Source organism: Sphingobacterium mizutaii (assembly GCF_900187125.1).
In the GTDB taxonomy this organism is placed as follows: Bacteria; Bacteroidota; Bacteroidia; order Sphingobacteriales; family Sphingobacteriaceae; genus Sphingobacterium; species Sphingobacterium mizutaii.
On record NZ_LT906468.1, the window covers coordinates 1,998,060 to 2,021,591 of the forward strand.

General features: G+C 35.6%; 22 protein-coding genes and 1 other RNA gene. 18 read left to right on the forward strand and 5 right to left on the reverse strand.

Translation table 11 applies throughout. The annotated features are described in order from the left end of the window. Window positions 1-2: 2 nt before the first annotated feature. From traK to CKW03_RS08605, 17 genes are all read left to right on the forward strand, one after another. Window positions 3-623 carry a conjugative transposon protein TraK gene (gene traK, locus CKW03_RS08520; protein WP_093095791.1) on the forward strand — a complete coding sequence of 207 codons (621 nt, stop codon included), beginning with the start codon at window positions 3-5 and terminating at the stop codon, window positions 621-623. A gap of 20 nt (window positions 624-643) precedes the next feature. Then, window positions 644-943, forward strand: a complete 300-nt coding sequence (locus tag CKW03_RS08525) for a hypothetical protein (RefSeq protein ID WP_093095793.1) — start codon at window positions 644-646, stop codon at window positions 941-943. A gap of 139 nt (window positions 944-1,082) precedes the next feature. Next, window positions 1,083-2,294, forward strand: a complete 1,212-nt coding sequence (gene traM, locus CKW03_RS08530; RefSeq protein ID WP_157739453.1) for a conjugative transposon protein TraM — start codon at window positions 1,083-1,085, stop codon at window positions 2,292-2,294. Between the two features lie 36 nt (window positions 2,295-2,330). Then, window positions 2,331-3,155: a conjugative transposon protein TraN gene (traN, locus tag CKW03_RS08535; RefSeq protein ID WP_093095795.1), complete on the forward strand. Its 825-nt coding sequence runs from the start codon at window positions 2,331-2,333 to the stop codon at window positions 3,153-3,155. 10 nt (window positions 3,156-3,165) lie between these two features. Next, window positions 3,166-3,957: a hypothetical protein gene (locus CKW03_RS08540; RefSeq protein ID WP_093095797.1), complete on the forward strand. Its 792-nt coding sequence runs from the start codon at window positions 3,166-3,168 to the stop codon at window positions 3,955-3,957. 10 nt (window positions 3,958-3,967) lie between these two features. Beyond that, on the forward strand, window positions 3,968-4,270 hold the full coding sequence (locus tag CKW03_RS08545) for a hypothetical protein (protein WP_139185425.1): 303 nt from the start codon (window positions 3,968-3,970) through the stop codon (window positions 4,268-4,270). A gap of 74 nt (window positions 4,271-4,344) precedes the next feature. Then, window positions 4,345-4,533 (forward strand): hypothetical protein, encoded by a 189-nt coding sequence (locus tag CKW03_RS20745; RefSeq protein ID WP_093095801.1) that lies wholly within the window; start codon window positions 4,345-4,347, stop codon window positions 4,531-4,533. A 42-nt stretch (window positions 4,534-4,575) separates the two neighbouring features. Beyond that, window positions 4,576-5,229 (forward strand): type IV toxin-antitoxin system AbiEi family antitoxin domain-containing protein, encoded by a 654-nt coding sequence (locus CKW03_RS08555; RefSeq protein WP_197700997.1) that lies wholly within the window; start codon window positions 4,576-4,578, stop codon window positions 5,227-5,229. A gap of 5 nt (window positions 5,230-5,234) precedes the next feature. Continuing rightward, the gene (locus CKW03_RS08560) at window positions 5,235-6,086 is read left to right on the forward strand and encodes a nucleotidyl transferase AbiEii/AbiGii toxin family protein (protein WP_093095804.1); all 852 of its coding nucleotides are present in this window, start codon (window positions 5,235-5,237) and stop codon (window positions 6,084-6,086) included. A gap of 96 nt (window positions 6,087-6,182) precedes the next feature. Further along, on the forward strand, window positions 6,183-7,742 hold the full coding sequence (locus CKW03_RS08565; protein ID WP_093095806.1) for a recombinase family protein: 1,560 nt from the start codon (window positions 6,183-6,185) through the stop codon (window positions 7,740-7,742). Window positions 7,743-7,864: 122 nt separating this feature from the next. Further along, on the forward strand, window positions 7,865-9,196 hold the full coding sequence (locus tag CKW03_RS08570) for a tyrosine-type recombinase/integrase (protein ID WP_093095807.1): 1,332 nt from the start codon (window positions 7,865-7,867) through the stop codon (window positions 9,194-9,196). 667 nt (window positions 9,197-9,863) lie between these two features. Beyond that, a complete protein-coding gene (locus CKW03_RS08580) occupies window positions 9,864-11,414 on the forward strand; it encodes a type I restriction-modification system subunit M (RefSeq protein WP_093095810.1) in 1,551 nt (516 codons plus the stop codon). 2 nt (window positions 11,415-11,416) lie between these two features. Then, on the forward strand, window positions 11,417-12,673 hold the full coding sequence (locus tag CKW03_RS08585; protein WP_093095811.1) for a restriction endonuclease subunit S: 1,257 nt from the start codon (window positions 11,417-11,419) through the stop codon (window positions 12,671-12,673). Between the two features lie 37 nt (window positions 12,674-12,710). Beyond that, complete coding sequence (locus CKW03_RS08590) at window positions 12,711-13,283, forward strand: hypothetical protein (RefSeq protein ID WP_093095813.1); 573 nt, start codon at window positions 12,711-12,713, stop codon at window positions 13,281-13,283. Between the two features lie 7 nt (window positions 13,284-13,290). Then, window positions 13,291-14,136: a hypothetical protein gene (locus CKW03_RS08595; RefSeq protein WP_093095814.1), complete on the forward strand. Its 846-nt coding sequence runs from the start codon at window positions 13,291-13,293 to the stop codon at window positions 14,134-14,136. A 4-nt stretch (window positions 14,137-14,140) separates the two neighbouring features. Further along, window positions 14,141-17,008: a type I restriction endonuclease subunit R gene (locus CKW03_RS08600; protein ID WP_093095815.1), complete on the forward strand. Its 2,868-nt coding sequence runs from the start codon at window positions 14,141-14,143 to the stop codon at window positions 17,006-17,008. Between the two features lie 16 nt (window positions 17,009-17,024). After that, window positions 17,025-18,068, forward strand: a complete 1,044-nt coding sequence (locus CKW03_RS08605) for a hypothetical protein (RefSeq protein WP_093095817.1) — start codon at window positions 17,025-17,027, stop codon at window positions 18,066-18,068. A gap of 27 nt (window positions 18,069-18,095) precedes the next feature. Here the strand turns inward: CKW03_RS08605 and CKW03_RS08610 are convergent, their stop codons facing one another. From CKW03_RS08610 to ssrA, 4 genes are all read right to left on the reverse strand, one after another. Next, on the reverse strand, window positions 18,096-18,989 hold the full coding sequence (locus tag CKW03_RS08610; protein WP_139185426.1) for a hypothetical protein: 894 nt from the start codon (window positions 18,987-18,989) through the stop codon (window positions 18,096-18,098). 246 nt (window positions 18,990-19,235) lie between these two features. Next, entirely contained in the window at window positions 19,236-19,535 is a 300-nt protein-coding gene (locus CKW03_RS08620; RefSeq protein WP_093095821.1) for a helix-turn-helix domain-containing protein, read from the reverse strand. A 57-nt stretch (window positions 19,536-19,592) separates the two neighbouring features. Beyond that, window positions 19,593-20,531, reverse strand: coding sequence for a hypothetical protein (locus CKW03_RS08625; RefSeq protein WP_093095823.1), 939 nt, complete (start codon window positions 20,529-20,531; stop codon window positions 19,593-19,595). A gap of 91 nt (window positions 20,532-20,622) precedes the next feature. Beyond that, window positions 20,623-20,991, reverse strand: a transfer-messenger RNA (tmRNA) gene (ssrA, locus tag CKW03_RS08630). A 327-nt stretch (window positions 20,992-21,318) separates the two neighbouring features. Here ssrA and CKW03_RS08635 point away from each other — a divergent pair. Continuing rightward, window positions 21,319-22,185: a hypothetical protein gene (locus tag CKW03_RS08635; RefSeq protein WP_093095824.1), complete on the forward strand. Its 867-nt coding sequence runs from the start codon at window positions 21,319-21,321 to the stop codon at window positions 22,183-22,185. Between the two features lie 60 nt (window positions 22,186-22,245). Here CKW03_RS08635 and hisD read toward each other — a convergent pair whose 3' ends face one another. After that, the gene (gene hisD / locus CKW03_RS08640; protein ID WP_093095825.1) at window positions 22,246-23,532 is read right to left on the reverse strand and encodes a histidinol dehydrogenase; all 1,287 of its coding nucleotides are present in this window, start codon (window positions 23,530-23,532) and stop codon (window positions 22,246-22,248) included.

The window sequence follows — 23,532 nt, forward strand, 5'->3', positions numbered from 1 at the left end:
GCATGTTCGGAAAGTTAAAGAACCTGGAGATGGCATTCCAGCACATCAAACTATTTACCTCTGCGGTAATTATAGGCTGTGCTTTGCTAAGCTGCTATGTGCTGCATAAAAGCTTTTTACTTGTTTCACGGGTTGATGACAGGATCTATGTACTGGCAGACGGAAAGGCGCTGGAAGCTTTTACGTCTCCAAGGGGTGAAAATATACCGGTAGAGGCCAGAGACCATGTTGCTCGATTTCACAGGCTCTTCTTTGGCCTCGATCCGGACGAGCGGGTAATCCGCGAAAACGTTGGAAGCGCACTGTATTTAGCAGATGAAAGCGCTAAACGGATCTATGATGATCTGCAAGAAAGTGGTTTTTACCTGAATATGGTTTCAGGGAACGTAAGCCAGAAAGTGCAGATCGACAGTATTACCATTGAAATGGAACGGCTACCTATCCGGTTTCGCTTCTTTGGCAAGCAGATTATCACCCGTTCGACGAGTACCACGGTCAGATCCCTGGTAACCGGGGGAGAGCTACGGATTGTATCCCGGAGTGAGAACAATCCTCATGGAATGCTTATCGAACGCTGGAAAACCATTGAAAACAAGGAGCTGAGCAACAAAAAGCGGCATTGATTACATCAAAATCAACCATCATGGTACAGAGAATAACTAAACATAGATTTCCATCGGTGTTCCCAGGAAATGGAATCTTGATCAGGAATTATAAACAGTTGAAACGCTATTCCATCAAGGGCATACTGGTGTGTTTCCTATTGATGATCCTTTTGTACAGTTATCTGCTAGCTCAGCTATTCTGGGGGAATACCACTCGATTGGCCTTACCGAAGTCCATTCATCACCTTGGGACCAAATCAACGATTTCGCCTGATCCACCAAGGAGATTTCTTCCGCCAGCAGCGGACAGCCTAGGAAAAAGGGAACCAAGCAAATGAACATATTTTTTTAGAAGTAACGGATCAATAATTTCAAAACAACAAGCCCGCAAAAAAACCTAAAAAATATACCCACAAATAAACAAACTTTAACATGATACATGCAAGAGAAAAATCACCAGAAGAAGTCCGTCGGCAGATGAGAATATGGATATTGCTTCCGGTTATGGTCATTCCCTTTACTACGCTTGGATTCTGGAGTTTTGAAGGAGGCTCCCTTGATAATGGGACAGTTAAAGATGCTGAAAACGGAAAACTGATCTTACAAGTCCCAGGAGCCCAGGTGAACGAAAATGATCCGATGAGTAAAATGGAACTCTATAAAAAACAGGATCAGGATATGCTAGGGAACTCCGAGGCATTTACGCCTGAAGGGGATCTATTTGCTGGATCATTTGATCCATATGGTGACCTGGCCGATCCACAGTTAGCTCCGCTTGGAATTCCATTGGATTCCTCTAAGCCAGGTGGAGGAACTAGCGGAGGATCTCATGAAAGGGAAATATATCAACGCTTAGCGCTACTCCAGGAGCAGATCCAGGAACAGGAAGCCAGACCCTATGCTTCTTTAGACCATCGGAATGGTTTTCTACAGAGCGGGCTATCGGATGATATTGACAAACTGGATGAAATGATGCAGCGCATGGTTTTTCCCTCTGGGGAGGACCAGGAATTAAAACAGGTGTCCGGCATTCTGGAAAAAATTCTGGAGATCCAAAATCCAGAGCGGCGGCAAGCGCAAATCAGCGATAGCCTTCTGATGCACCGCCACCCCGTATATTCGATAAAAGCCCTGGAAAAAGGAGCGGAACTGGGATTTTTAGGTCCTCAGGATTCACTCTCGAAAATTGGATTTTATTCCTTCTCTGATAGCAGTTCAGCTCTGGGTGAGTCCGAGCAGGGCATTCGTGCTGTCGTTCATGGTTCTCAAACTCTGGTGAACGGCTCGACCGTTAAGTTAAGGCTGACACAGAATGTTTCTATTGGAGGCCAGCCATTGGCAAAAGACCACTTTGTAAATGGGGTGGCGCGATTGCAGGGAGACCGACTGCAGGTATCCATCAAAAGCATCCTGATAGGTCAATCCGTCTTACCCGTGGATCTGGAGCTCTACGATATGGATGGTCTTGAGGGGATCTATATTCCGGGATCCATCGATCGTGATGTCGCCAAAAATGCCATGGACCGATCCATTCAGGGCCTGGACTTGCGGAGTCTCGATCTTTCCCTAGGGGCTCAGGTAGTCAGCTCGGGTGTGGACGCTGCCAAGAACCTACTCAGTCAAAAAGCCAAGCTTGTGCGTGTGACCGTCAGGGATGGCTACCAGGTGATCCTTCAGCAAAAGCAGTAGGATACTGAATTCAGATATTATTTAAAAATAAGTTCTATGAAATCAATTAATCGATTTTTACTATCAGCAGTTCTGGTGATTAGTCAAGGAATGTCCGGTTTCTCTCAAGAAATCGTTCCTCAAACCGTGGAGGTGAGCTGCAGGAAGACCTCCAACATCATCTTTCCATATTCCATAAAAAGTGTGGATCGCGGAAGCCAGGATATTTTGGTGCAAAAAGCGGTAGGGGTAGAAAATATCCTTCAACTTAAAGGTGCCAAATCCCATTTCCAGCAAACCAATCTATCGGTCGTAACCGGGGATGGTGAGTTCCATTCCTTTCTGGTCAACTATGCAGATGATCCGGTAAAGCTGAATTACTCTATACCCCGTGTATCGGAGCATGATTTCAACCGAAAACTAGTAGATGGAAAAACTTTAAATGAGAAGGACATTGAAGACAACATTCGTTTAGTCAGGCAGCTAAAACCTGATTTTGCAGGTCCAAAGCATAAAAAATATGGTGTCCAAATGACGCTCATCGGCTTTTATATTCAGGACGATTTATACTATTTGCTTCTGAGCCTTGAAAATAGATCAACAGTGAGCTATGATCTGGATGGTCTACGCTTCTTTGTGCGGGAAAAAAAACAGGCCAAGCGGACTGCTATCCAGGAGATCGAGCTATCTCCCGTTTGCCTGGTAGGAGAGAAAGAAACAGTCCAGGCGCAAGAATCCCAAAGGATCATCGCAGTTCTTCCCAAATTTACAATCCCTGAGAAAAAGGAATTCCTACTGGAGGTTCAGGAGCTAGGCGGAGGTAGGCACCTGCGGTTAAGGATGGGCAATAGACATTTAATAAAAGCAACATTAATCAACTAATTTTTAGGATATGAATACAAAGAATTTTGAATACCTGCGCGATCAGGTAAAGTACACAGGATTTGGTGAAGGCCTAGAAAACGAACTAAAGGAACAGATTTTGACGGGGAAACCCAGCTTTTCATTGAACTTTGATGCCACTTATCAGGATGATTTCGTGCAGGCCAAGCTGAACTTCGACAAGTCTAAAGAAACGGATATGTATTTTTTCAATTCCTACCAGGTTGAACTTCACAAGGAAGGTAAAGAGGAGCCCCTGAAACAACAATTTTATGTACACTTTGGAAATACTGTCACTATGAAAGAGGCCTATAACCTGATGGATGGACGATCGGTCCATAAAGAGCTGCTTAATAAAGAGGGTGAATCGTATAAAGCCTGGCTTCAAATGGACTTCAAAGAGACCGACGGACAGGGGAATTTCAAGATCAAATATTACCATGAAAATTATGGTTATGATCTGGAAAAGGAACTAGAAAAACACAAAATCAAGGAACTGCAGCACCCGGTCTATAAGGAGGAACTCATCAATTCCCTAAAAAAAGGAAATCTTCAATCGGTCAACTTAAACATTTCCGGTCAAAACAGTAAACATTTTATCGAGGCAAATCCACAATATAAAACCGTGAATATTTACGATGGGAATCTGAAGAAGATTCACCTGAAAAACCATTTCAACAAGGAAAAGGATCAGCGCCAACAAGTGCAAAAGACCAAAAAATCTGAAACAGCCACTGATGAAGAACCTGGGGAAGGCAAACCTATCATGAAAAAGAAAAGGGTAGGTCAATCTTTAAATTAAGATCAATTACATGTCAGTCTGTTTTTTACGATTTAAGGACTTTATGGAAGCAATCCAAAATGACGGAAGGATAGGAGCAACCCATATAGCTATATATGCGGCAATTTGGTTGTTCTGGCTAGAATGTGATAAACCTGAATCGATCTTAGTGTATGCAAGGCAAATTATGCCTATGGCTAAGATCCGGGCATCAAGTACCTATTACGGGTGTTTATCCGACTTGAATGATTTTGGTTACTTGCATTATGAACCCTCGTACAACCGAAATAAACCGAGTCGTATAAGCCTATATAAAATGGAGACGGGATTTTGAACTAACGGGAAATTAGAAAATGATGCTGCCTTGTCGATTATAGGAAGGCAGCATTTTTTATGAGGAGATAGTTGATGAAAGAGCCACGGAAAGGAACACCAATGAACATGGACCAGAGCGATCAGTCAAATAAGCCTTTGGAAATAGAACGCCAAAAGACCATTAGGCTGTTGGCAGATATCATCCTTCAGAACGTGCGGAGAAGGTACCTCGAAACTGATTTTGGAATATGGGGATATAAAGGACCACCGAGACGAAAATAATTGGTAAATAATTTTGGTTAAATCGGATTTATTCCGATTTTTATGCAAATATTTAACATGAAAGTCGAGGATGCCTTATTGAATTACCGCGAACAGGTACTCACGCGCCAAATTCTCCTGAGTTTGATGAATGGCTATCAACGTCCCAATGACAAGATCAGCGAAATGATGAAACAGGGGAAATTGATTCCCTTAAAGAATGGACTTTATATTCCTGGACCGGAATTGCGTATGGATCCACCTAATCAGAAATTAATTGCCAACCATCTTTGGGGTCCAAGTTATGTATCTTTGGATTCTGCACTTTCCTATTGGGGAATGATTCCAGAAAAGGTTTTTGAGGTGTTATCCTGTACCACTAAATTGGCCAAGTATTATAAAACACCTATTGGCCGTTTTCGGTATTACCATGTTGAAGAAAGCTACTACTCTTTAGGAATTAAAAGCGTGAAGGTAACGGAAAGACAGAACGTATTGATAGCCAGCCCTGAAAAAGCACTGTTTGACCGGATCATCCTCACTTCGGGTATTTTATTGAGAAGTAAATTACAAACTGAATCATTTTTATTTGAAGATCTACGAATGGATGGTGATCAACTGTCCATGTTGGATGTGCAAATGATGGAGGAATGGTTGAAGTTCTCACCTAAAAAGAAAAGCCTTGAATGGTTAATTAGGGTCATTAAAAACAATTGATTATTATGATAAAAGAATGGCTGGCATCCTATGAACCAAAGAATCAAGAACAGGCATTCTCTGCCCTTCGTGAGATTATGCAAGAAGTAGCCTTGGCTGGTCTTCAACGATCTGGATTTTTTGAGAAGGCGGCATTTTATGGAGGTACTGCCCTCCGTATATTCTACGGACTGGATCGTTTTTCAGAAGACTTGGATTTTTCATTGCTATCGAGTGATCCTGAGTTTTCGTTGGAACCTTATTTTAAAGGACTGGTGGAGGAGTTTGCTAATGTTGGGTTGCAAGTAAGTATCAAAGAAAAGAAAAAGACTAAAGGAACTTCGATCGATTCTGCCTTCTTAAAACCGGAAACAGTCTGGAGAGAACTGATCCTAGAAGGAATGGTGCTAGAAGCAGGCTTGAGTGCAATGGTTGGTCTCAAGATCAAATTGGAGGTGGATAGACAACCACCATTGCGTTTTCAAACCGAGGAGAAGCTTCTGATAAAACCTTTCTCTTTTTATGTAAAATGCTTTACCAAATCCAATCTATTTGCAGGAAAAATGCATGCCTTACTATTTCGTAAATGGAAAAATAGGGTGAAGGGTAGGGATTGGTATGACCTAGAGTGGTACATCAGAAAAGGAGTTCCATTGAATCTGGATCATTTCCTAGCCAGAGCGCAAGATACAGGAAACTGGACGAATTCAACCATCGAGAAAGAAGAATTATTGGATCTTTTAAAGAAACGTATCGACTCTGTATCCATGGAGGCAGTGAAGGAGGATATTGTCAAATTTATTCCAGATAACAAAAAACTTGATATCTGGTCAAAAAAATATTTCTTGGAACTCATCGAACAACTTAAGTTTGAATGATCTCCATCCTCGATAAAATATGTCAATAGAAGCATATAGAATCGGAATTTTTCCGATTTAATATTGTTTATTTAACAAATCCATCCTGTTAAAATTATGAAAAAAGGGATTCGATATTTAAGGTTCAGTAACTATGACCAAAGCCGTCACAGCATCGAACGACAAGATTTTATTACCTCGCAATGGACAACTAGTGCAGATGTTGAAATAATCGATACTTTCCGGGACGAAGGTTATAGTGCCAAAACATTAGATCGACCGGATGTAAAAGCACTATTTTCATTTATCAAAAAGAACCATCGGGAAATTGATTACCTCATTGTTTCTGAACTGACACGCTTCAGCCGAATTACAGGAGATGCGATCAACATGGTCATGAAAATCCAAAAGGAATACGGAATAAAAATCGTCAGTGCAGGTCGGGGAATGGTCTACGATGTTACCGATCACAGTTCTTACTTTATGATGGGACTGGAATTTCTTTTGGGTGATTCGGAAAACATCAAGCGGCAAAACGATATCAACTGGGGTATCTATTCCGCCAAGGCTATCAAAGGGAAATATATTCATGGTGGTGCAGCGCCTTACGGTTATGTAAAGGTGAGAAGCGAACGCGAAATGAAGTTGGTAATCGAGGAGGAGGAAGCGCAAATAATCCGGAACATCTATGATCTATTTTTAAAGGATGTCCCCATCTATAAGATTCAGGAAATTGCCATATCCCAAGGGTTCCCGCATACAGGAAATTCTAGCATCCATCGTATTTTAAAGAATCCGCTGTACAGTGGTTACCAAAAAGTAAAAGCATGGAAAACCAATCCTGGTGGTATGTTTCCAGTAAAAAATGCAGAACCTATTATCGATCAATATTCTTGGAGCCGAGCTCAAGAGAAGTTCCGGAAAGAAGAACGGACAGTTGTTACTTTGCATGAGGATATCCCACTTCGAGGATTGTTACAGTGTCACTGTGGACGTTATATGACTGGTGCCGCCTCCCGTGGAAAGACAGGACAATATTATTACTATTACCGCTGCAGGCTAACCTCGAAGCATAACAATATCAGTGCAATAAAGGCGCATGAAAAACTCCTCGATATCCTGAGGTTAATAAGTCTCCCTGAGGATCTCATTCAAGATGTTCGAACGCTGGCCACAGAGCTCTTGAACCATCAAGTTAAAGTAGAAAAACAGCGCAAAGAAAATAGAAACAAGGAACTTGCGGCAGCCGAAAAATCCTTGCGGTCGGTCGAGGAGAAATGGATCAACAATAGCATTAATCAGGAGACCTATTCCAGATGGCATAGCGATCTAACGCAAAAAATACAATCGCTAAAACTAAATGATTTTGATCTTGGAAAAGATAAAGAAAGGCTGAAAAAGATCCTGAATTCAGAGTTGAATAAGCTCTCGGATCTATCGAAGCTCTATGAATCATCAAATGTCATAGATAAGCGTACGCTACTTTCAAGGGTGTTCAATTTGGGGCTCATCATCGATAATGGGAGCTATCGAACTCTCGAAATCAATCCTTTGTTTAATCGTAACTTGCAGAAAATGAGTGAATTAAACTTGTTAAAAGTGACAAAAAAAGGGATTGAAATGTCTTCAATCCCCTCGGGTGGAGCCGGAGGGATTCGAATATTTGATATATCTTGATAATTAAATATTACTAAATTTCTATAAAACATTGTTTATTAGCTGTTTTTGTTATCTTTGGGTATTATTAACTATAACGAGGTATCATAACTATTGCTACCTTTTTTGCTACCCCTTGATTTATGATTGGTACGATTAGGTTTTCTTTAAGAACAGATAAGAAATTGAAAGATGGCAGATGTCCTATTCAAATGATCTATTCTATAGCAGGTATTAGGTCTGTTTATAACACTAAATTAACTTGTCTAGAGGCGTATTGGAATAAAGATGAACAAATGCTTCAAGTGGTAAATAAAACAGCTCTAAAAGGGTATTTCTCAAATACAATTTTAGATAAGGTCCAGATTGATGAATTTAATAATGATTTGAATTTGTTAAAAGGTAATGTTTTAAATATTGAACGTGCGTTTCATGGTAAGGAAATTTCTTCTAGTCTAGTAATTGAGCAATTAAAATTGCAATCAAATCCTAATATTGTTAAATCTGAACCTAGAAGCCTAGTATATGATTTTATCGATAGATATATACAAGAGAATCAAGCTACACGTGTAAAAGGTAGCTTAAAAGTATATGGAACGTTAAAAAAACATCTTCAAAATTTTGAAATTTATAGAAAGAAAAAAGTGACTTTTGGAGAGATTAATTATAGCTTTTTCCAAGAGTTTCGAGCATATCTATTTCAGCTAGAAAGAAAAGTAGGGGATGAAAAAAGGCAAATGCTAAATAGTACCATTGCAAAGCAAATTAAAACGCTTAAAACATTTTTAAAATATGCTAGGTTACAAGGTATTATTGTTGATCGCTCTTATGAAGATTTTACAGTTAAAAAAGATGAAAAAGATATCATAGCTTTAACACAAGATGAATTCGATTTACTCTACAATGCGGATTTATCAGAAAATAAAAGATTGGAGCGTATACGTGATATATTTTGTTTTTCTTGTACTACAGGATTGAGGTGGTCTGATCTTCAAAACTTGGAATGGCATAATATACGTGGTAATGAAATTATAATTACTGTACATAAAACAAGAGAAAAGTTAAGTATTCCATTATCACAAATATCTGCAGCTATATTGTATAAGTATAAGCAGCTTGATCTTCCAACACCATTACCAAGGATTGCTGGACAAACATTTAATAAATACATTAAAGAGCTTTGTCAATTGTTGAGTTTTGACACATCTATAGAGATGGTGAGGAATAGAGGTGCTGAAAGAGTTGTGACAATTAAACAAAAATGGGAGCTTATATCTGCGCATACTGGAAGAAGGACTTTTGTAACTCTTTCACTAGAAAAAGGTATAGCTGCTGAATATATTATGCGTATTACAGGTCACAAAGACTATAAATCATTCAAACGTTATATTGATCTGACTGAAAAAAGTAAGGCTCAGGTTGTAGTCAATGCTTGGGGAAAACCTGAGCATAACTTTAGCTTAAAAATTGTTTAGTTTTCTTTATAAATTGTTCTAGTAAAATCTTAAAACAAGTTATTCATCTTCTCGGAAGTTTTTGTTTATCTGATTTTTTTTAAATGATGCCTACCCGGTAACTTATAAAAGTTTTTAAAATCGCAAAGGAAGGTGGGGCTTTTAAGGGGGTAGCCTGTTCGTTCTCTCGATAGTTGTATAATCTTTTTTCGGCATAAGACGTATTGTATACTGAGTTCTTTAAATATTATATTTGTATCAATAAACTCTCTTATTATGACTTATTTACGATTTGTTGAGTGTCAAAGAAAGATTATTAGGGATACTAACTTCAAAGGGATGAAAATGACTCGAAATTACCTTGATATTCTCTTTTTTATTTATGAGAAAAGATCTGTTACTATATCTCAGATTTCACGCGAGCTATTGCATACTAATTATATAAACACTTATCAGATTATATGTAGTATGAATAAGCTAGGTCTAATAAAATACTTTAGATTTAATGAGAATAGAGGTAAAGCCAATTGGATTTTGCTTTCCGATGAAGCCAAGGTTTATATAGCTCAAATAAGCTTTGATTATAGACTACATGATATTGATTAATTTTTTAATTAGAAACTGTATTTAAATAATTAAAATGAGTATTTTGCAAGTAATTCATTAACCGAATACTTGCAAGATAAAAATGTCAGAAGGTCAAAAACAACAACTGGAGCAAAAGCTTTGGGATATAGCTAATACATTAAGAGGACGTATCAATGCGGATGAATACCGTAACTACATATTAGGCTTTATATTCTTTAAATACCTGTCCGAGAAGCAACATATCTATGCAAATACGTTGTTGCAGGATGAGGTTGTGAAAGAATATACGGATGTAAAGGATAGTGAAACTTTAGAAGCGATTAGAGAAGAATCATTGGCTCAGTTGGGGTATTATCTAGCACCTGAACAACTGTTTGATGTCATAGCTAAAAAAGGTGGAAACGCTTTCATCATTGAAGAATTAGAAGCTACACTCAACTATATCGAGCAGTCTACTATGGGGACTGATTCGGAAGAAGACTTCAATGGTCTATTCCAGGATGTAGATTTGGCTTCCTCAAAATTGGGAAAAACTCCTGATAAGCGTAATGAAGTTATTGTCGAGATATTAGGGAAGCTGAATGAAATAGATTTCAAACTTCAAGATATCGAATCGGATGTATTGGGAGATGCGTATGAATATTTGATATCAAACTTTGCTGCAGGCGCAGGGAAATCTGCAGGCGAATTCTATACACCACAACAAGTATCTACCATATTGGCTAAGTTGGTATCACTTGGCAAGGATAAATTGCGCTCTGTGTATGATCCAACATGTGGCTCTGGTTCTTTATTACTACGTGTAGCAAGAGAATGTAAGGTTGCGGACTTCTATGGTCAGGAATTAAATCCAACGACCTATAATCTCGCGCGAATGAATATGATATTGCATGACTTGCATTTCTCACGCTTTAATATTGAACAAGATGATACTTTAGAAAGTCCTCATCATCTCGAAAATCGTTTTGAGGCTATAGTTGCCAATCCGCCGTTTTCAGCACACTGGAAAGGTGATGCTAATCCATTGAATAATCAGGATGTACGCTTTGCGCAATATGGAAAGTTAGCGCCTAAGACTAAGGCGGATTTTGCTTTCTTGCAACATATGTACTATCAGTTAGCTGATAATGGTACAGTAGCTTCGGTATTTCCTCATGGTGTATTATTCCGTGGTGCAGCTGAGGGAGTTATCCGTGAGTATTTCATCAAAGAGCTAAATGCGATAGATGCAATTATAGGTCTACCGGCTAATATTTTCTATGGCACATCGATTCCTACATGTATCGTGGTATTGAAGAAATGTCGTAAAGCAGATGATAATATCGTATTTATTGATGCGAGTGGAGAAGGGAATTATATTAAAGATGGCACGCAAAACAAACTTTGTACGGAAGATGTAGAACGAATTGTGTCGGCTTATGCAAACAGAGAGGAAATAGATAAATATTGTAATATCGCTACACTAGCCGAAATAGCTGAAAACGACTACAACCTAAATATACCTCGCTATGTAGATACATTCGAAGAGGAGGAAGCTATAGATGTAGAGGCTGTATCAGTACGTCTGCAAGCGATTAATTCAGAACTAGTAGATGTAGACGAGAAGCTAGCTAAATTTTGTAATGAGTTGAATATCCCTACACCTTTTTAAGCATGGAAAAAGTGTTACAACCCAAATTAAGGTTTCCTGGCTATGAAGAAGAGTGGGAAGTAGTTAAGTTTAATGATTTGTATGATTTTAAATCAACGAATTCATTGTCACGAGATAAATTGAATTATGAAGTTTTCAATGTTAAAAATATTCATTACGGAGATATTCATGTTAAATTCAAAACAATTTTTGATGTAAATAAAGAACATGTTCCTTTTATTAATTCTGATGTTGATTTATCAAGAATAAAGGATGATTCGTATGTTAGGGAAGGTGATGTTATTATAGCGGATGCATCTGAAAATTATGAAGATATTGGCAAATCTATCGAAGTTATAAATATTAATAATGAACGTATTATATCAGGTTTGCATACTTTTCTAGCTAGAAGAATTTCAAATAAGAATTATTTAGGTTACAATAGTTATTACTTTCAAACAAATAATTATAGACACCAAGTTTATAAAATCGCTCAAGGAACTAAGGTTTTAAGTTTATCATCAAATCGTGTTGCTCAACTTAATATACAACTTCCTTCACTACCCGAACAACAAAATATAGCGGATTATCTAACAACTATAGATCGTAAAATCGAATTGTTGGAGGAGAAGAAAACTGAACTTACTCGCTACAAAAAAGCGATGATGCAAAAACTCTTTTCGCAAGAAATACGTTTTAAAGATGAAAATGGAAATGATTTTGCAGATTGGGAAGAGAAACGTTTGGGGGAAGTTTTGTTTCATGTTTCAAAACGAAACAAAAATAATAGTATTCAAAATGTTTTGTCTGTAAGCAATACAAAGGGGTTTATTTCTCAAGGAGAACAATTTGAAAATCACAGAGTTGCTAGTAAAGACGTGACAAATTATAAAGTTGTTTCATTAGGTGAATTTGCTTACAACCCAAGTAGAATTAATATTGGTTCAATAGCTTTACTTAAAAATTTTAAAGAAGGTATTGTTAGTCCAATGTATGTTGTTTTTAAAGTTAAAGAAGAGTTAAATAGGGAGTTTTTCAACTATCTAACTAAATTAAAATCATTTAATGATAATATAAAAAAATGGTCATCGGGTAGTGTTCGCGAAACACTTAATTATGAAGATCTGGTTTTATTTAAGTATTCAATACCTTCTCTCACCGAACAACAAAAAATAGCCAAATTTTTATCTGCCATAGATGAAAGTATAGATAAAGTATCGGATCAGTTGGCAGAAACGCAACGCTTTAAGAAGGCGATGTTGCAGCAGATGTTTGTGTAGGTGTAGTTTCAAATAAACCAATTATAAACTTAGATTAGTGAGAGATATATTTTTAAAGAATGAATTATGGATTTTATCCATCCAAAGAGCTTTTCAACGAGCAGGGATATATCTTAAAAATGAGAAAAGTAGTTTGCAAGATGAATATTTACGTGATGCGTTTCGTCAGGGGTTACGTGAGTATATAGATCTACAGTTATTAAATGATTATGAAGTAGGTGTCACAGAAGAAAATCATCTTGCTAATATTCTTGCTTTTAAACAACATGCTGAAAGTATTGGCTATGGTTTTCTCTATGATAATACTTTTAAATATGGAATAGCTCAAAAACTATTGAATTTGTATTTGAAATACCTTTGGGTTGGAGGGTATATCAAAGAGCCTGTTCATTTTCCTGTTGACGCACGAATACAAGAGTATCTAAAGATGGGCAAAGATTCATTTCCGTGGACAAAAATGACACGGCAGAATCAATACATGACGGTTATCAATAAAGCTAAAGCTATCCTAGCAAAAGAAGATCTGAAATGGAAAGGTGTTTTGCCAGGTGAGATTATATCTATTGCTGAATTGGAGTTATACTTATTTAGTAAGGATATTACCTATTAAAGTAATTATGAAAGAAGAAACAAATAAACTTAAAGAATATAAAAATAAGTCTGTTGAACCTTATTATTTTACTATATCCTCAAATAAGCATTATATATATAGGTATTTTAAATCATGTGATCGACTGCAACAATTTTTAGAGAATGGAATTTTTATGTCTTCAGCCTGTAGTTTTTCAGATGGTTTAGAATGTATTGATAAGGAAACTATTAAAAAAGTTAAGCATTTACATAATTATCAAGAGTTATGGCCAGAAAATAACCCTGACTATACTTCTGATGAATTAGCAAAAATTAAAGACAACTCTTATAAAAAACTAAAAGATCTTTCTTTAAATATAGGGGAAGAACAAAAAAAATATTTTATTTCCTGTTGGTATTTACCTGATAGTGAGCATGAAAATGAATTGATGTGGAAGTCCTACGGTACTTCTGAAGAATTTGGTTATTTGGTGAAAATAAAATTAGAATATTTTCTTGATCATTTAATTAGTTCCTCATATTTAAATGAAAAACTTGGGACAATTATATATGGAATCGTTAGATACTATGATTTTAATAAATCAGAAAAAATTCAACCTTTGAAGTATAAAGCTTTTAGAAAGCATAATTCTTATAGTGATGAAAGAGAACTTAGATTAGTGATAAAAAATGAAAGTTCTTTTGAAAGAGAAGCTTTTTATATTAGAATGAATAGGGACTTTTATAATGATATAATAATTTATTTAGATCCCAAGGCATCCTACGAAAAATATGTTGAAATCCGCCAACAAATTCTTTTAAAATATAAAAAAGATTTATATCAATCTGAGTTAAGCGTTGCATATAATTTGAGAAATTATAGTAAATCCTAAGATTATGAATGCCCAACCAGAACAATTATTAGAGCAAGAACTAATCAATCAATTACACGCTTTAGGTCATGAACGAATTACTTTAAAGGATGAAGCCGATTTATTAGCGAATCTAAAGAAGCAGTTAGAAAAGCACAATAAAGTATTTCTGAGTTCTTCGGAATTCAATCAGATACTGTTGTATATCAATAAGGGTAATAATTTCGAGCGTTCTAAGTTATTACGTTCTCGTATTCCTTATGTCAACGATAAAGGGGAGAATAAAACAATCCAGTTGATTGATCAAAAGAGTTGGTGCAAAAATGAATTTCAAGTAGCCAATCAAATTTCCTTAGCTGGTAGCTATAAAAATAGATATGATGTAACGATTTTGATTAATGGTTTGCCATTGGTACAGATTGAGTTAAAGCGAAGAGGATTAGAGCTTAAAGAAGCATTCAACCAAATAAATCGTTATCAACGTCATTCTTATGGTGCTGGAATGGGTTTATTCCAATTCATCCAACTGTTTGTTATCAGTAATGGTGTCAATACTAAGTATTATGTCAATGGTCGTATAAAGGATCGGGTATTCAAGCAGACGTTTTATTGGGCAGATAAGAGTAATGAATTAATAACGAATCTTCCAGAATTTACTGATAATTTTCTAAATCCATGTCATATAGCCAAAATGATCACACAATATATTGTATTGAACGAATCACAGAAGGCTTTGATGGTGCTAAGACCCTATCAATATTATGCTGTAGAAGTTATCATCAACCAAGTAAAGACATCTAAAGACTATGGGTATATCTGGCATACTACAGGCTCAGGTAAAACGTTGACATCTTTTAAAACTGCACAGATACTATCTGCTATGCCAGAAGTATATAAAGTGGTGTTTGTTGTAGATCGTAAGGATTTGGATTATCAAACAGCTAAAGAATTTAATTCGTTTGCCAAAGGTTCTATCGATTCTACCAATGATACCGCAACCCTGGTAAAGCAATTCAATGGTAAAAATAAATTGATTGTTACTACTATTCAAAAGCTAAACAATGCTATTACTAAGAAAGGATACTTACGTGGTATGGATGCACATAGAGAGGAACGAATTGTTTTCATCTTTGATGAATGCCATCGTTCCCAGTTTGGTCTTACACACGAGAATATAAAAAACTTCTTTATAGGTTGTCAAATGTTTGGATTTACAGGTACTCCAATTTTTGAAGCTAACGCAGGAAATAATGAATGGGGGAAACGTACAACCAAAATGTTATTTGGTGAATGCTTGCACAAGTATGTGATTACCGATGCTATTCGAGATGGTAATGTATTACGTTTTGCGATTGAATACATACGCACATTCAAACAGCGTGATGAGATACTGGATATAGATATCGAAGCTATAGATGAAGCGGAAGTGATGAACTTTCCAATTCGTAGACGTTTAATCGCTCAACATATTTTGGCGAATCATTCGTTGAAAACACATAATAAGGATTTTACAGCAATGTTTTGTGTGTCTGATGTGAATGCTGCTATTGAATATTATAGTCTATTTAAAGAGCTTTTGGCAGAACGTGAATTTTCGGTAAATATTGCTACAATATTTACTTATACTGCAAATGAAGAAGACAAGGAAGCGGAGGCAGTTCGGAAATTTGGACTTGATGAAGATGAGTTTGGTGTAGCTGCAGAAGGAGAGGAGAAATACGTTACTAAACATAGCAGAGAGTATTTGGATGATATAATAGCTGATTATAACCGTACATTCCAGACAAATTATTCTACACAGGATTCAGCTTCATTCTATGGGTATTATAATGATATTGCTACTCGTGTGAAGACGAAGCAAATTGATATTCTTATTGTGGTCAATATGTTTTTGACTGGATTTGATAGTAAAGAACTTAATACATTATATGTAGATAAAAACTTGAAGTATCATGGCTTGATACAGGCTTATTCCAGAACCAACAGGATACTAAATGAAGTAAAGTCGCATGGTAATATTGTATGTTATCGAAACTTGAAAGAAGCAACGGATAAGGCTATTGAGTTATTTGCGAACAAAGATGCTATCGAAGATATTATCGAACCACCATTTGAAGATCTTGCTGTGAAGCTTGCTGAAAGATACGATGAGCTAATTGGTATTTCGCCTACAGTAGATGCGGTTAATAAGTTGTCAAATGAAGAGGAGCAGGCTGAATTTATAAAGACTTTTCGTGATATCATGCGCTTGGTCAATAAGATGAAGCAGTACGCTGATTTTTCTTTCGATAACCTTCCTTTTTCTGAGTTTGAGTTTGATGGGTATAAAAGCAAGTACCTAGATTTATATGAAGAAGTCAAAGGTCATTCGGGTGATGGTGCTTCTGGCAAAGCTTCTATTTTGGATGATTTGGATTTTGAGCTTGAATTGATTCATCGTGATGAGATCAATGTAACTTATATTATGAACTTATTGATTCGTTTGCAAGCTGCTCCAATAGATGAAAAAGCTAAACAAGAAAAGGTTATCCAGGATTTGTTGAATTCGGATATTGAGCTAAGAAGTAAGAAAGAATTAATAGAGAAGTTTATTCAAAAGCATTTGCCAATGATTAAAGATAATGATCAGGTTATGGATGAATTTGATAATTTCTTGGAACAAGAACGTAAAGGGGCAATTCGTACATTGACGAATGATGAACAGTTGAATCAGCAACTTTTGGAGCAAGTGATAGGTGAATACCTATTTACAAATAAACAGCCTCTACGAGAAGATATAGTAGGTATAATGGAACATAAACCTGCATTGAGGGAGCGCTCCTCAAAAATAGAACGTGTCACTCATAAGATCTATGATTTTGTGAGTACTTATATAAGTGGCTTTGTGAGTTAAGGAGGAGATTGTTGCCATGATTTATAATAAATTTGATTTAGAAAATAAAAATATTCAATTTTTACATTCTGCAGTACAAAGGTATTTACATGTGTTTCATACTGATAAAAAGAAGTTTAAAAAATTGAAAACTCATGAGAAAGACTTCTTTTTTAGTAATTTAATAATTTTTGAAGAAAAAAAAGATTGTGTTCCTTTGGAGCTGGAAATCAAATTTTCTAAAAGTTCGGATTTATATTATTTCCTTCAGCGAAAAAAATTATTAAAATTTAAGTATGATTTATATGATATTCAAGAAGCTGATGAATATTTATTTTATAGATTGATTTTAACATATTTCAAAAATTTATATTTCCAATCTCCTGTCAAGGGACCATACGGCAATTTAACCACTTCAGAAATACAAAGAGATAGAAAATATATAGAAAGGAACTTAAAATCTTGGTTAAAAATTTTAAAATCAAATTCAGGACGTTACATACCTTTCATACTAAATGAATACAATAGAAAGGTAAAAATATTAGATAAATTGAGATTCGAAGAGAAAATCAGTTCAGTCGATTATTTATACAAAGAAAAACAATTACAGTTAGTTTCATTTCATATTTATTATTTAGTGAAATTCTGGTTTGATAATATAAATACTTCTTATTATAAATTTATAATTTGTGGAATTGAGTTTGTTTTTGATGTATTTTCATATGTTCATATTCTATCTAGGCATTATATGCCATCTGTAAATAATTTTTTAGTAGATGTAACTTTTAATACCGAGTTAGACTTAATAGATATAAGAAATATTCCATATTCAATTGAGGAAATTTTAAGGCACTATTCTTTTATATTTCCAATAAACATTGATGATCAGTATATACTGCTTGAATTTAGGAAAGATATATATATATTATGGATAGACTATAGGACCTTAGATCACTTAGGGATAAAATCTAAAGTTATGCAAATAAGGACTTTTTACAAATGTGGTGAAAGAGATAAAGAAAAGTTAAAAGGGAAGAAAAAAGAAATGAGTTACTTAAAGTTTATTTATTTTTTTGGATAAGGAAGGTCATAATTTCCTCTTATTTTACTAGTGGAAATTATGACCTATTAACATTGTATTGTATTCAGTATTTATGTTATTAATTAAGGAATTTTTAATTTGGAGAAGGCCCCTTTCTCTTATGAATTTATCGAATTTAGTTTTTGCTTTATATCTGATATGAGCTTTGGATAATTCCCAAAATTTAGGATTTTCCCAATTAAATAAATCATGTTTTGTTTTGCATTTGAATCTGTCTGATATTATGCAGGCTTGAATTTGTTGCAGTATATAGTCTTTGCATCTTTTCCAGGTATCTATTTCTAACAACTTGCAAAGCATATTATCACCGTTAAATATTTTGAATTCGATAGATTTTAATCTTAAAGCCTTGTATTCTATTCTAAGAATTTGCTGTGGTAATCTATATTGTAAAGCTTTATCATAGATTTTTATCTTATAATATTTTGGAAATAATACTTCAATACCATATCCTAAGCCAATAACATCCAAACTATTAAATCTTCTGTCTTTGTAAGCTATGAATTGATCTATTATAGTTTTTGAATCTATAGTGAGATTGCTGAGATTAAAACCAAATTCTAATTGATGGATTAAAGTATGCATTGGATCTATTTGAAAATTTAGTTCTAGCCAAGTTATAATGTATTTAACCTTACTAAAATCAAATGTATCATGATTCATAGCTTGATTTTTGAAATCATATATTCCATGTAATTCATTATAAAGCTTATGCAGACTAAACATAAGCTTTACACAACCATTGGAAAGTAATATTATTTTTATTCCTCTATACTCAATAAATCTTTTTCCAGAGTTAAGGATTTCACCATGATCAGAAACTGTAGATTCAATATTGATATAATTCTTATTACAGAAATCTTCTATCTTACTTCTGGTTTCTGACTTTTTTGTAGACATGCTAATCCAGTCAAACATATCAATCAAAACTAAATAATCTAATTAACAGGATACTTGTAGCTAACTTTACAGATTTTTTGCTTAATCCTTTAGTCAATTGAGATAATGCTAAAAGTATGCAGATAGGACTATAGCCTTCGAATTGAAATATGAAGTCATTAATATCAATCTGCTTGTTGTGAGAAATGTAAAGACAGATTTTAGCTTTTAGATATCTTATTGAATTATTATTGTTAGGAGAAGTAATCATTTCTTTCCTCCTTTCTTGTTTTTTAATTCATGAATGACAATAGCATAATCATATCGATATGATTTTCCGATTTTTATATAGGATATTCGGTTTTTCTTTCTCCATCGATGAACTGTCTGTATTGTTACTTTTAAACGATCAGCTAATTGTTCTGTTGTAAGAAGTTCAATATGTTTCTTATCTGATGTCTCAGGGTTAAGAGTATTTGTATTTAAGTATTCTGAAAATACTTGTTTAATTGTGCTGTATAGTTCCTCACCTTGGAGGATAAATACAGAGGTGTTTTTATTTAACATGCTGCAAGAAACAGCATATATTTTCGGAAACTTTCCGCGCGGAAAAATGAGGAAAATTTATTTTTTGATTTCGTTAATCAACATTTCTAAATCTTTTTGGAAATGTTTATCCAATATTTTATAAAACTGTTCTGGTTTTAGTTCCCCATTAAAACTGTATTCTACATTAAATATATTTTTAAATGTAGCTTGAGTGCAACTAATTAAGTTATTATGAGTAAGTTCTTTGTAGAGCATTGAAGCAACACCTTTATTTTTTGTTCCCCATTTTTTACTCTTACTACATATAATATTGTGATTTATGAGAAAATCAGTCACTAAAAATGACTTTGATTTATATGTGTGTATGAATATACTTTCTAATTTTAGTTGTTCATGAGGGGGGCTGGCTTTCAAAATGCATTTGTTTGCTTTAACATTTCCTATTTGTTTTTTTGTTTTGAAGTAATCAATTAATGATGAGTATAAATTGATTATATCTTTATTAGCATTAAAATTTAATTTTAATTCGAGTAGATCACTATTTATTATATCTAACTTTTGATCTAATGTTACATTGTCAATATCACTTATTATCCAGTTTTTTAATTCAATTATAATTTTTTGATTGCCTAATATGATTAATGACTGGTACAATTCTAATAAATGTCTTGTAAAGATCGAGTTATTGAGAATAAGTGCATCTACTACTTGAATAAAGGTTTCATAATTTTGATTATTTAATAATGGATGTTCTTCAAAAAAAGTTTCAAAAATTATTTTACGATAGTCAAAATTGAAACTCTTATCTATTAGATTCTCACTATTGCTACTAGAATAGAATGTAACTATGGAAAAATGTTGATTTATATAAAATTCAAGTTTGTCTAAGAGAGAATCGGTTTTATCGATTTCATTTGTAAGTGCGTATTTTTTTAATATTATATTTTGCACCTCTTGACGAGTCAGTTTATCAAATAAAAAATTAAATGGTAAATTGGGTTTATCGGAAATCATAAAAATCTAGTTTATAATTGCTACCTTTTTTGCTACCTGTACTAAATAAAAACGGCTAACTATCTGATTTTCAAATATTAGCCGTTTTAAACTGTGGAGCCGGAGGGATTCGAACCCTCGTCCAAACATAGTATGATTTACGCTTTCTACATGCTTAGCTTCTCTTTGATTGTCGGGAGAGGGAAGGTGAGTCGCTTACCTATACCGTACTCCGTAGTTGCTGTTTCTCGTCCTTACTTAGCAACGTCGCAAGGACCAGTTCTACGATTCGGTGCCTCGGATGTCAAGCGGTAGAACAATGCTTGACGAGACAAAAGCTAAATCTTAATTCTAAATTAAGCAGCTAAGGCGTAGTTTTCTTCGCCATTTGAAAAGTTGAAAGTTCAGATTAAAGTGCTAGACTAACAATGCACTGCATGCTTACATAACCATCGCTATCCTGTCAATTCCGGTCGACCCCATTATGTATGGGCAACAAATGTAATCATTTTATATGACTTCAAAAACCCAATTAAGTTTAATTGGATAGGATTTTATAAACATATTTGCTATATTACTGTTTTAAAAGATGATAAGTTAAAATATTGTCCTGATTGAATTAATATGCTCTGACTTTATGATTTTTGTTTTTAACAACAGTACATATTATACAACAATACCGAAACTTATTTCCTGTAAAATTGAACAATACTGAAGGCAAAATAAGCCTCTATGAATAAAATAATGAGGTTTTGATCATCAAAACCTCAAAGGAACAGATTACTGAACTATACAAAAACTATAAACAATGGCTGAGGAAAACAACGCGAAAACAACAGCTACGGAAACTGCCGATAACAGCAGCCCCGTTAAACCTGTAAGAGCCACTACTAGAAGAGCTCCTGCAAAGACAACTCCAGCAAATAAACCAGCTGCGAAAACTCCAACCCCGAAACCTAACCCGACTTCTGGGAATTCTGGTGGCGAAGGTGCAGGAACTCGCGCTCGTAAGACGTCAATCCCAAATGTTAAAGTTAGTCCTGTGATTGCTGATACTTCTGCAAAAACTGCCAGCAAGAAAACAGCAACAGCTAAAACTACTACTGCAAAATCTGCTGCAGCAAAACCTGCAGCCAAATCATCAACTCCAGCTGCTAAGCCTGCGAGCTCTGCTAAACCAGCAGCAGCAAGTACGTCAAAAGCTCCGGTAGCGAAATCTACAGCAACTAAGCCAGAGGCTAAACCTGCTGCAAAGGCAGATGCTAAAGCTACAGTTCCGACAAAAGCTGAAGAGGTGAAAATTGAAAAAGAAGCATCTTACAAAGAAGAAGTTCCAAACAATAAAACCGTTAAGGAAAACCCTGAGAAAAAAGCTAAGGCTAAAAAAGAGGACAAGAAAGCGGTGAAAGCTGTGAAAGCAAAAGATGATAAGAAATCTAAAGACAGCAAGAAGAAGAAAGAGGAAACTAAAGTAAAAGAGGAAAAGCCAAAAGCTAAAAAAGCCCCTAAGAAAAAAGCTAAAAAGGATTCCGCTAAAGCAAAAGATGAAAAATCTTCTAAAAAAGCTAAAAAGAACGAGGGTAAGACCTTAAAGAAACTAAAAACCGCTTTCGCTGAAATCTACCATAAGATCGTAGGTGAAGATAAAGGCAAAAAGAAGAAGAAAAAGAAATAATTGAGGAATCAATCGAAATTGAAAAGGGATCTCCGCTCGGAAATCCCTTTTTCTGTTTCTTTATTTTTTTCGGATGCTCACAGCATTCTTATGGGCATGTAAGCCTTCCAGTTCCGCCAATATCTCGACGGTTGAACCGATCTGTTGCAAGCCTTCTTCTGAAATATGTTGAAAGGTAATTTTCTTGACAAAGGAATCCACCGATACACCTGAGTATGATCTAGCGAAACCAGATGTAGGCAAGGTGTGGTTTGTTCCTGAAGCATAATCGCCAGCACTCTCTGGCGTTAGGTGGCCCAAGAATACAGAGCCTGCATTCAATACCCTATTGATTAGGGTTTTCCATTCATTGGTCTCCAGGATCAAATGCTCTGGCGCATATTGATTCGAGAAATCCATCGCTTCTTGAAGGGTATCCGCAACAAGCATATATGAATTTTGCATCGCTTTCTCAGCCAATTCTTTTCTTGGCAAAACCTCCAATTGTTTCTTCAGCTCTGCCTGCACCGCTTCGGTTATGGTGGTAGATGTTGCCACCAAAATCGCTTGGCTATCGATCCCATGTTCTGCCTGCGCCAATAAATCAGCTGCTACATAGGCAGGATTGCAGCTTTCGTCTGCAATCACCAGTACTTCCGAAGGTCCAGCCGGCATATCAATACTGACGTCGGTTAATCCTTGGATCAAACTTTTTGCCTTGGTGACAAATTGGTTTCCAGGACCAAAGATCTTGTTGACCTTAGGAATGGTTTCCGTACCATAAGCCATTGCGGCAATCGCTTGGGCTCCGCCAACCAGATAAATCTTATTGATCTGCAATAATTTTAAGCAGTAGGCCACAAATCCATTGATCTTGTCATTGTTTTGCGGAGGTGAACAGACTACGATCTCCTTGCAGCCCGCAATTCTCGCGGGTACACCTAGCATCAACAAGGTGCTAGGCAGTACCGCTGATCCGCCGGGAATATATAGACCTACTTTTTCGATCGGTCTTACCTCGCGCCAGCATTTTACACCGGGCATGGTTTCCACCGTACGTTCGCGTTTCAGCTGGGTCTGGTGAAATTTATGGATATTCTGGAAGGCAATTTCCAAAGCTCGCATCTGGTCTCTAGAGATGGTCGATGCCAATGCATCGATATCATCCTGACCCAAATAAAGCTGCTCCAGATCTACCTTGTCAAATTGCTTCGCATAAGATTTTAGAGCTTTGTCGCCATGCGCCTTCACTTCCTCCATGATATTGAGGACCGTATCTTGGATCGCATGGTTCGGATCGGTGTTTCTATTCACCAATTCCTGGATCTGCTCCTTACTTAAGTCTTTATATAAATAGGTTTTTAGCAT

Bases quoted from the DNA above. Each gene is read 5' to 3' on its own strand.
- traK (WP_093095791.1), top strand. From the start codon at position 3: ATGTTCGGAAAGTTAAAGAACCTGGAGATGGCATTCCAGCACATCAAA.
- CKW03_RS08525 (WP_093095793.1), top strand. From the start codon at position 644: ATGGTACAGAGAATAACTAAACATAGATTTCCATCGGTGTTCCCAGGA.
- traM (WP_157739453.1), top strand. From the start codon at position 1,083: ATGAGAATATGGATATTGCTTCCGGTTATGGTCATTCCCTTTACTACG.
- traN (WP_093095795.1), top strand. From the start codon at position 2,331: ATGAAATCAATTAATCGATTTTTACTATCAGCAGTTCTGGTGATTAGT.
- CKW03_RS08540 (WP_093095797.1), top strand. From the start codon at position 3,166: ATGAATACAAAGAATTTTGAATACCTGCGCGATCAGGTAAAGTACACA.
- CKW03_RS08545 (WP_139185425.1), top strand. From the start codon at position 3,968: ATGTCAGTCTGTTTTTTACGATTTAAGGACTTTATGGAAGCAATCCAA.
- CKW03_RS20745 (WP_093095801.1), top strand. From the start codon at position 4,345: ATGAAAGAGCCACGGAAAGGAACACCAATGAACATGGACCAGAGCGAT.
- CKW03_RS08555 (WP_197700997.1), top strand. From the start codon at position 4,576: ATGCAAATATTTAACATGAAAGTCGAGGATGCCTTATTGAATTACCGC.
- CKW03_RS08560 (WP_093095804.1), top strand. From the start codon at position 5,235: ATGATAAAAGAATGGCTGGCATCCTATGAACCAAAGAATCAAGAACAG.
- CKW03_RS08565 (WP_093095806.1), top strand. From the start codon at position 6,183: ATGAAAAAAGGGATTCGATATTTAAGGTTCAGTAACTATGACCAAAGC.
- CKW03_RS08570 (WP_093095807.1), top strand. From the start codon at position 7,865: ATGATTGGTACGATTAGGTTTTCTTTAAGAACAGATAAGAAATTGAAA.
- CKW03_RS08580 (WP_093095810.1), top strand. From the start codon at position 9,864: ATGTCAGAAGGTCAAAAACAACAACTGGAGCAAAAGCTTTGGGATATA.
- CKW03_RS08585 (WP_093095811.1), top strand. From the start codon at position 11,417: ATGGAAAAAGTGTTACAACCCAAATTAAGGTTTCCTGGCTATGAAGAA.
- CKW03_RS08595 (WP_093095814.1), top strand. From the start codon at position 13,291: ATGAAAGAAGAAACAAATAAACTTAAAGAATATAAAAATAAGTCTGTT.
- CKW03_RS08600 (WP_093095815.1), top strand. From the start codon at position 14,141: ATGAATGCCCAACCAGAACAATTATTAGAGCAAGAACTAATCAATCAA.
- CKW03_RS08605 (WP_093095817.1), top strand. From the start codon at position 17,025: ATGATTTATAATAAATTTGATTTAGAAAATAAAAATATTCAATTTTTA.
- CKW03_RS08610 (WP_139185426.1), bottom strand. From the start codon at position 18,989: ATGTCTACAAAAAAGTCAGAAACCAGAAGTAAGATAGAAGATTTCTGT.
- CKW03_RS08620 (WP_093095821.1), bottom strand. From the start codon at position 19,535: ATGTTAAATAAAAACACCTCTGTATTTATCCTCCAAGGTGAGGAACTA.
- CKW03_RS08625 (WP_093095823.1), bottom strand. From the start codon at position 20,531: ATGATTTCCGATAAACCCAATTTACCATTTAATTTTTTATTTGATAAA.
- CKW03_RS08635 (WP_093095824.1), top strand. From the start codon at position 21,319: ATGGCTGAGGAAAACAACGCGAAAACAACAGCTACGGAAACTGCCGAT.
- hisD (WP_093095825.1), bottom strand. From the start codon at position 23,532: ATGCTAAAAACCTATTTATATAAAGACTTAAGTAAGGAGCAGATCCAG.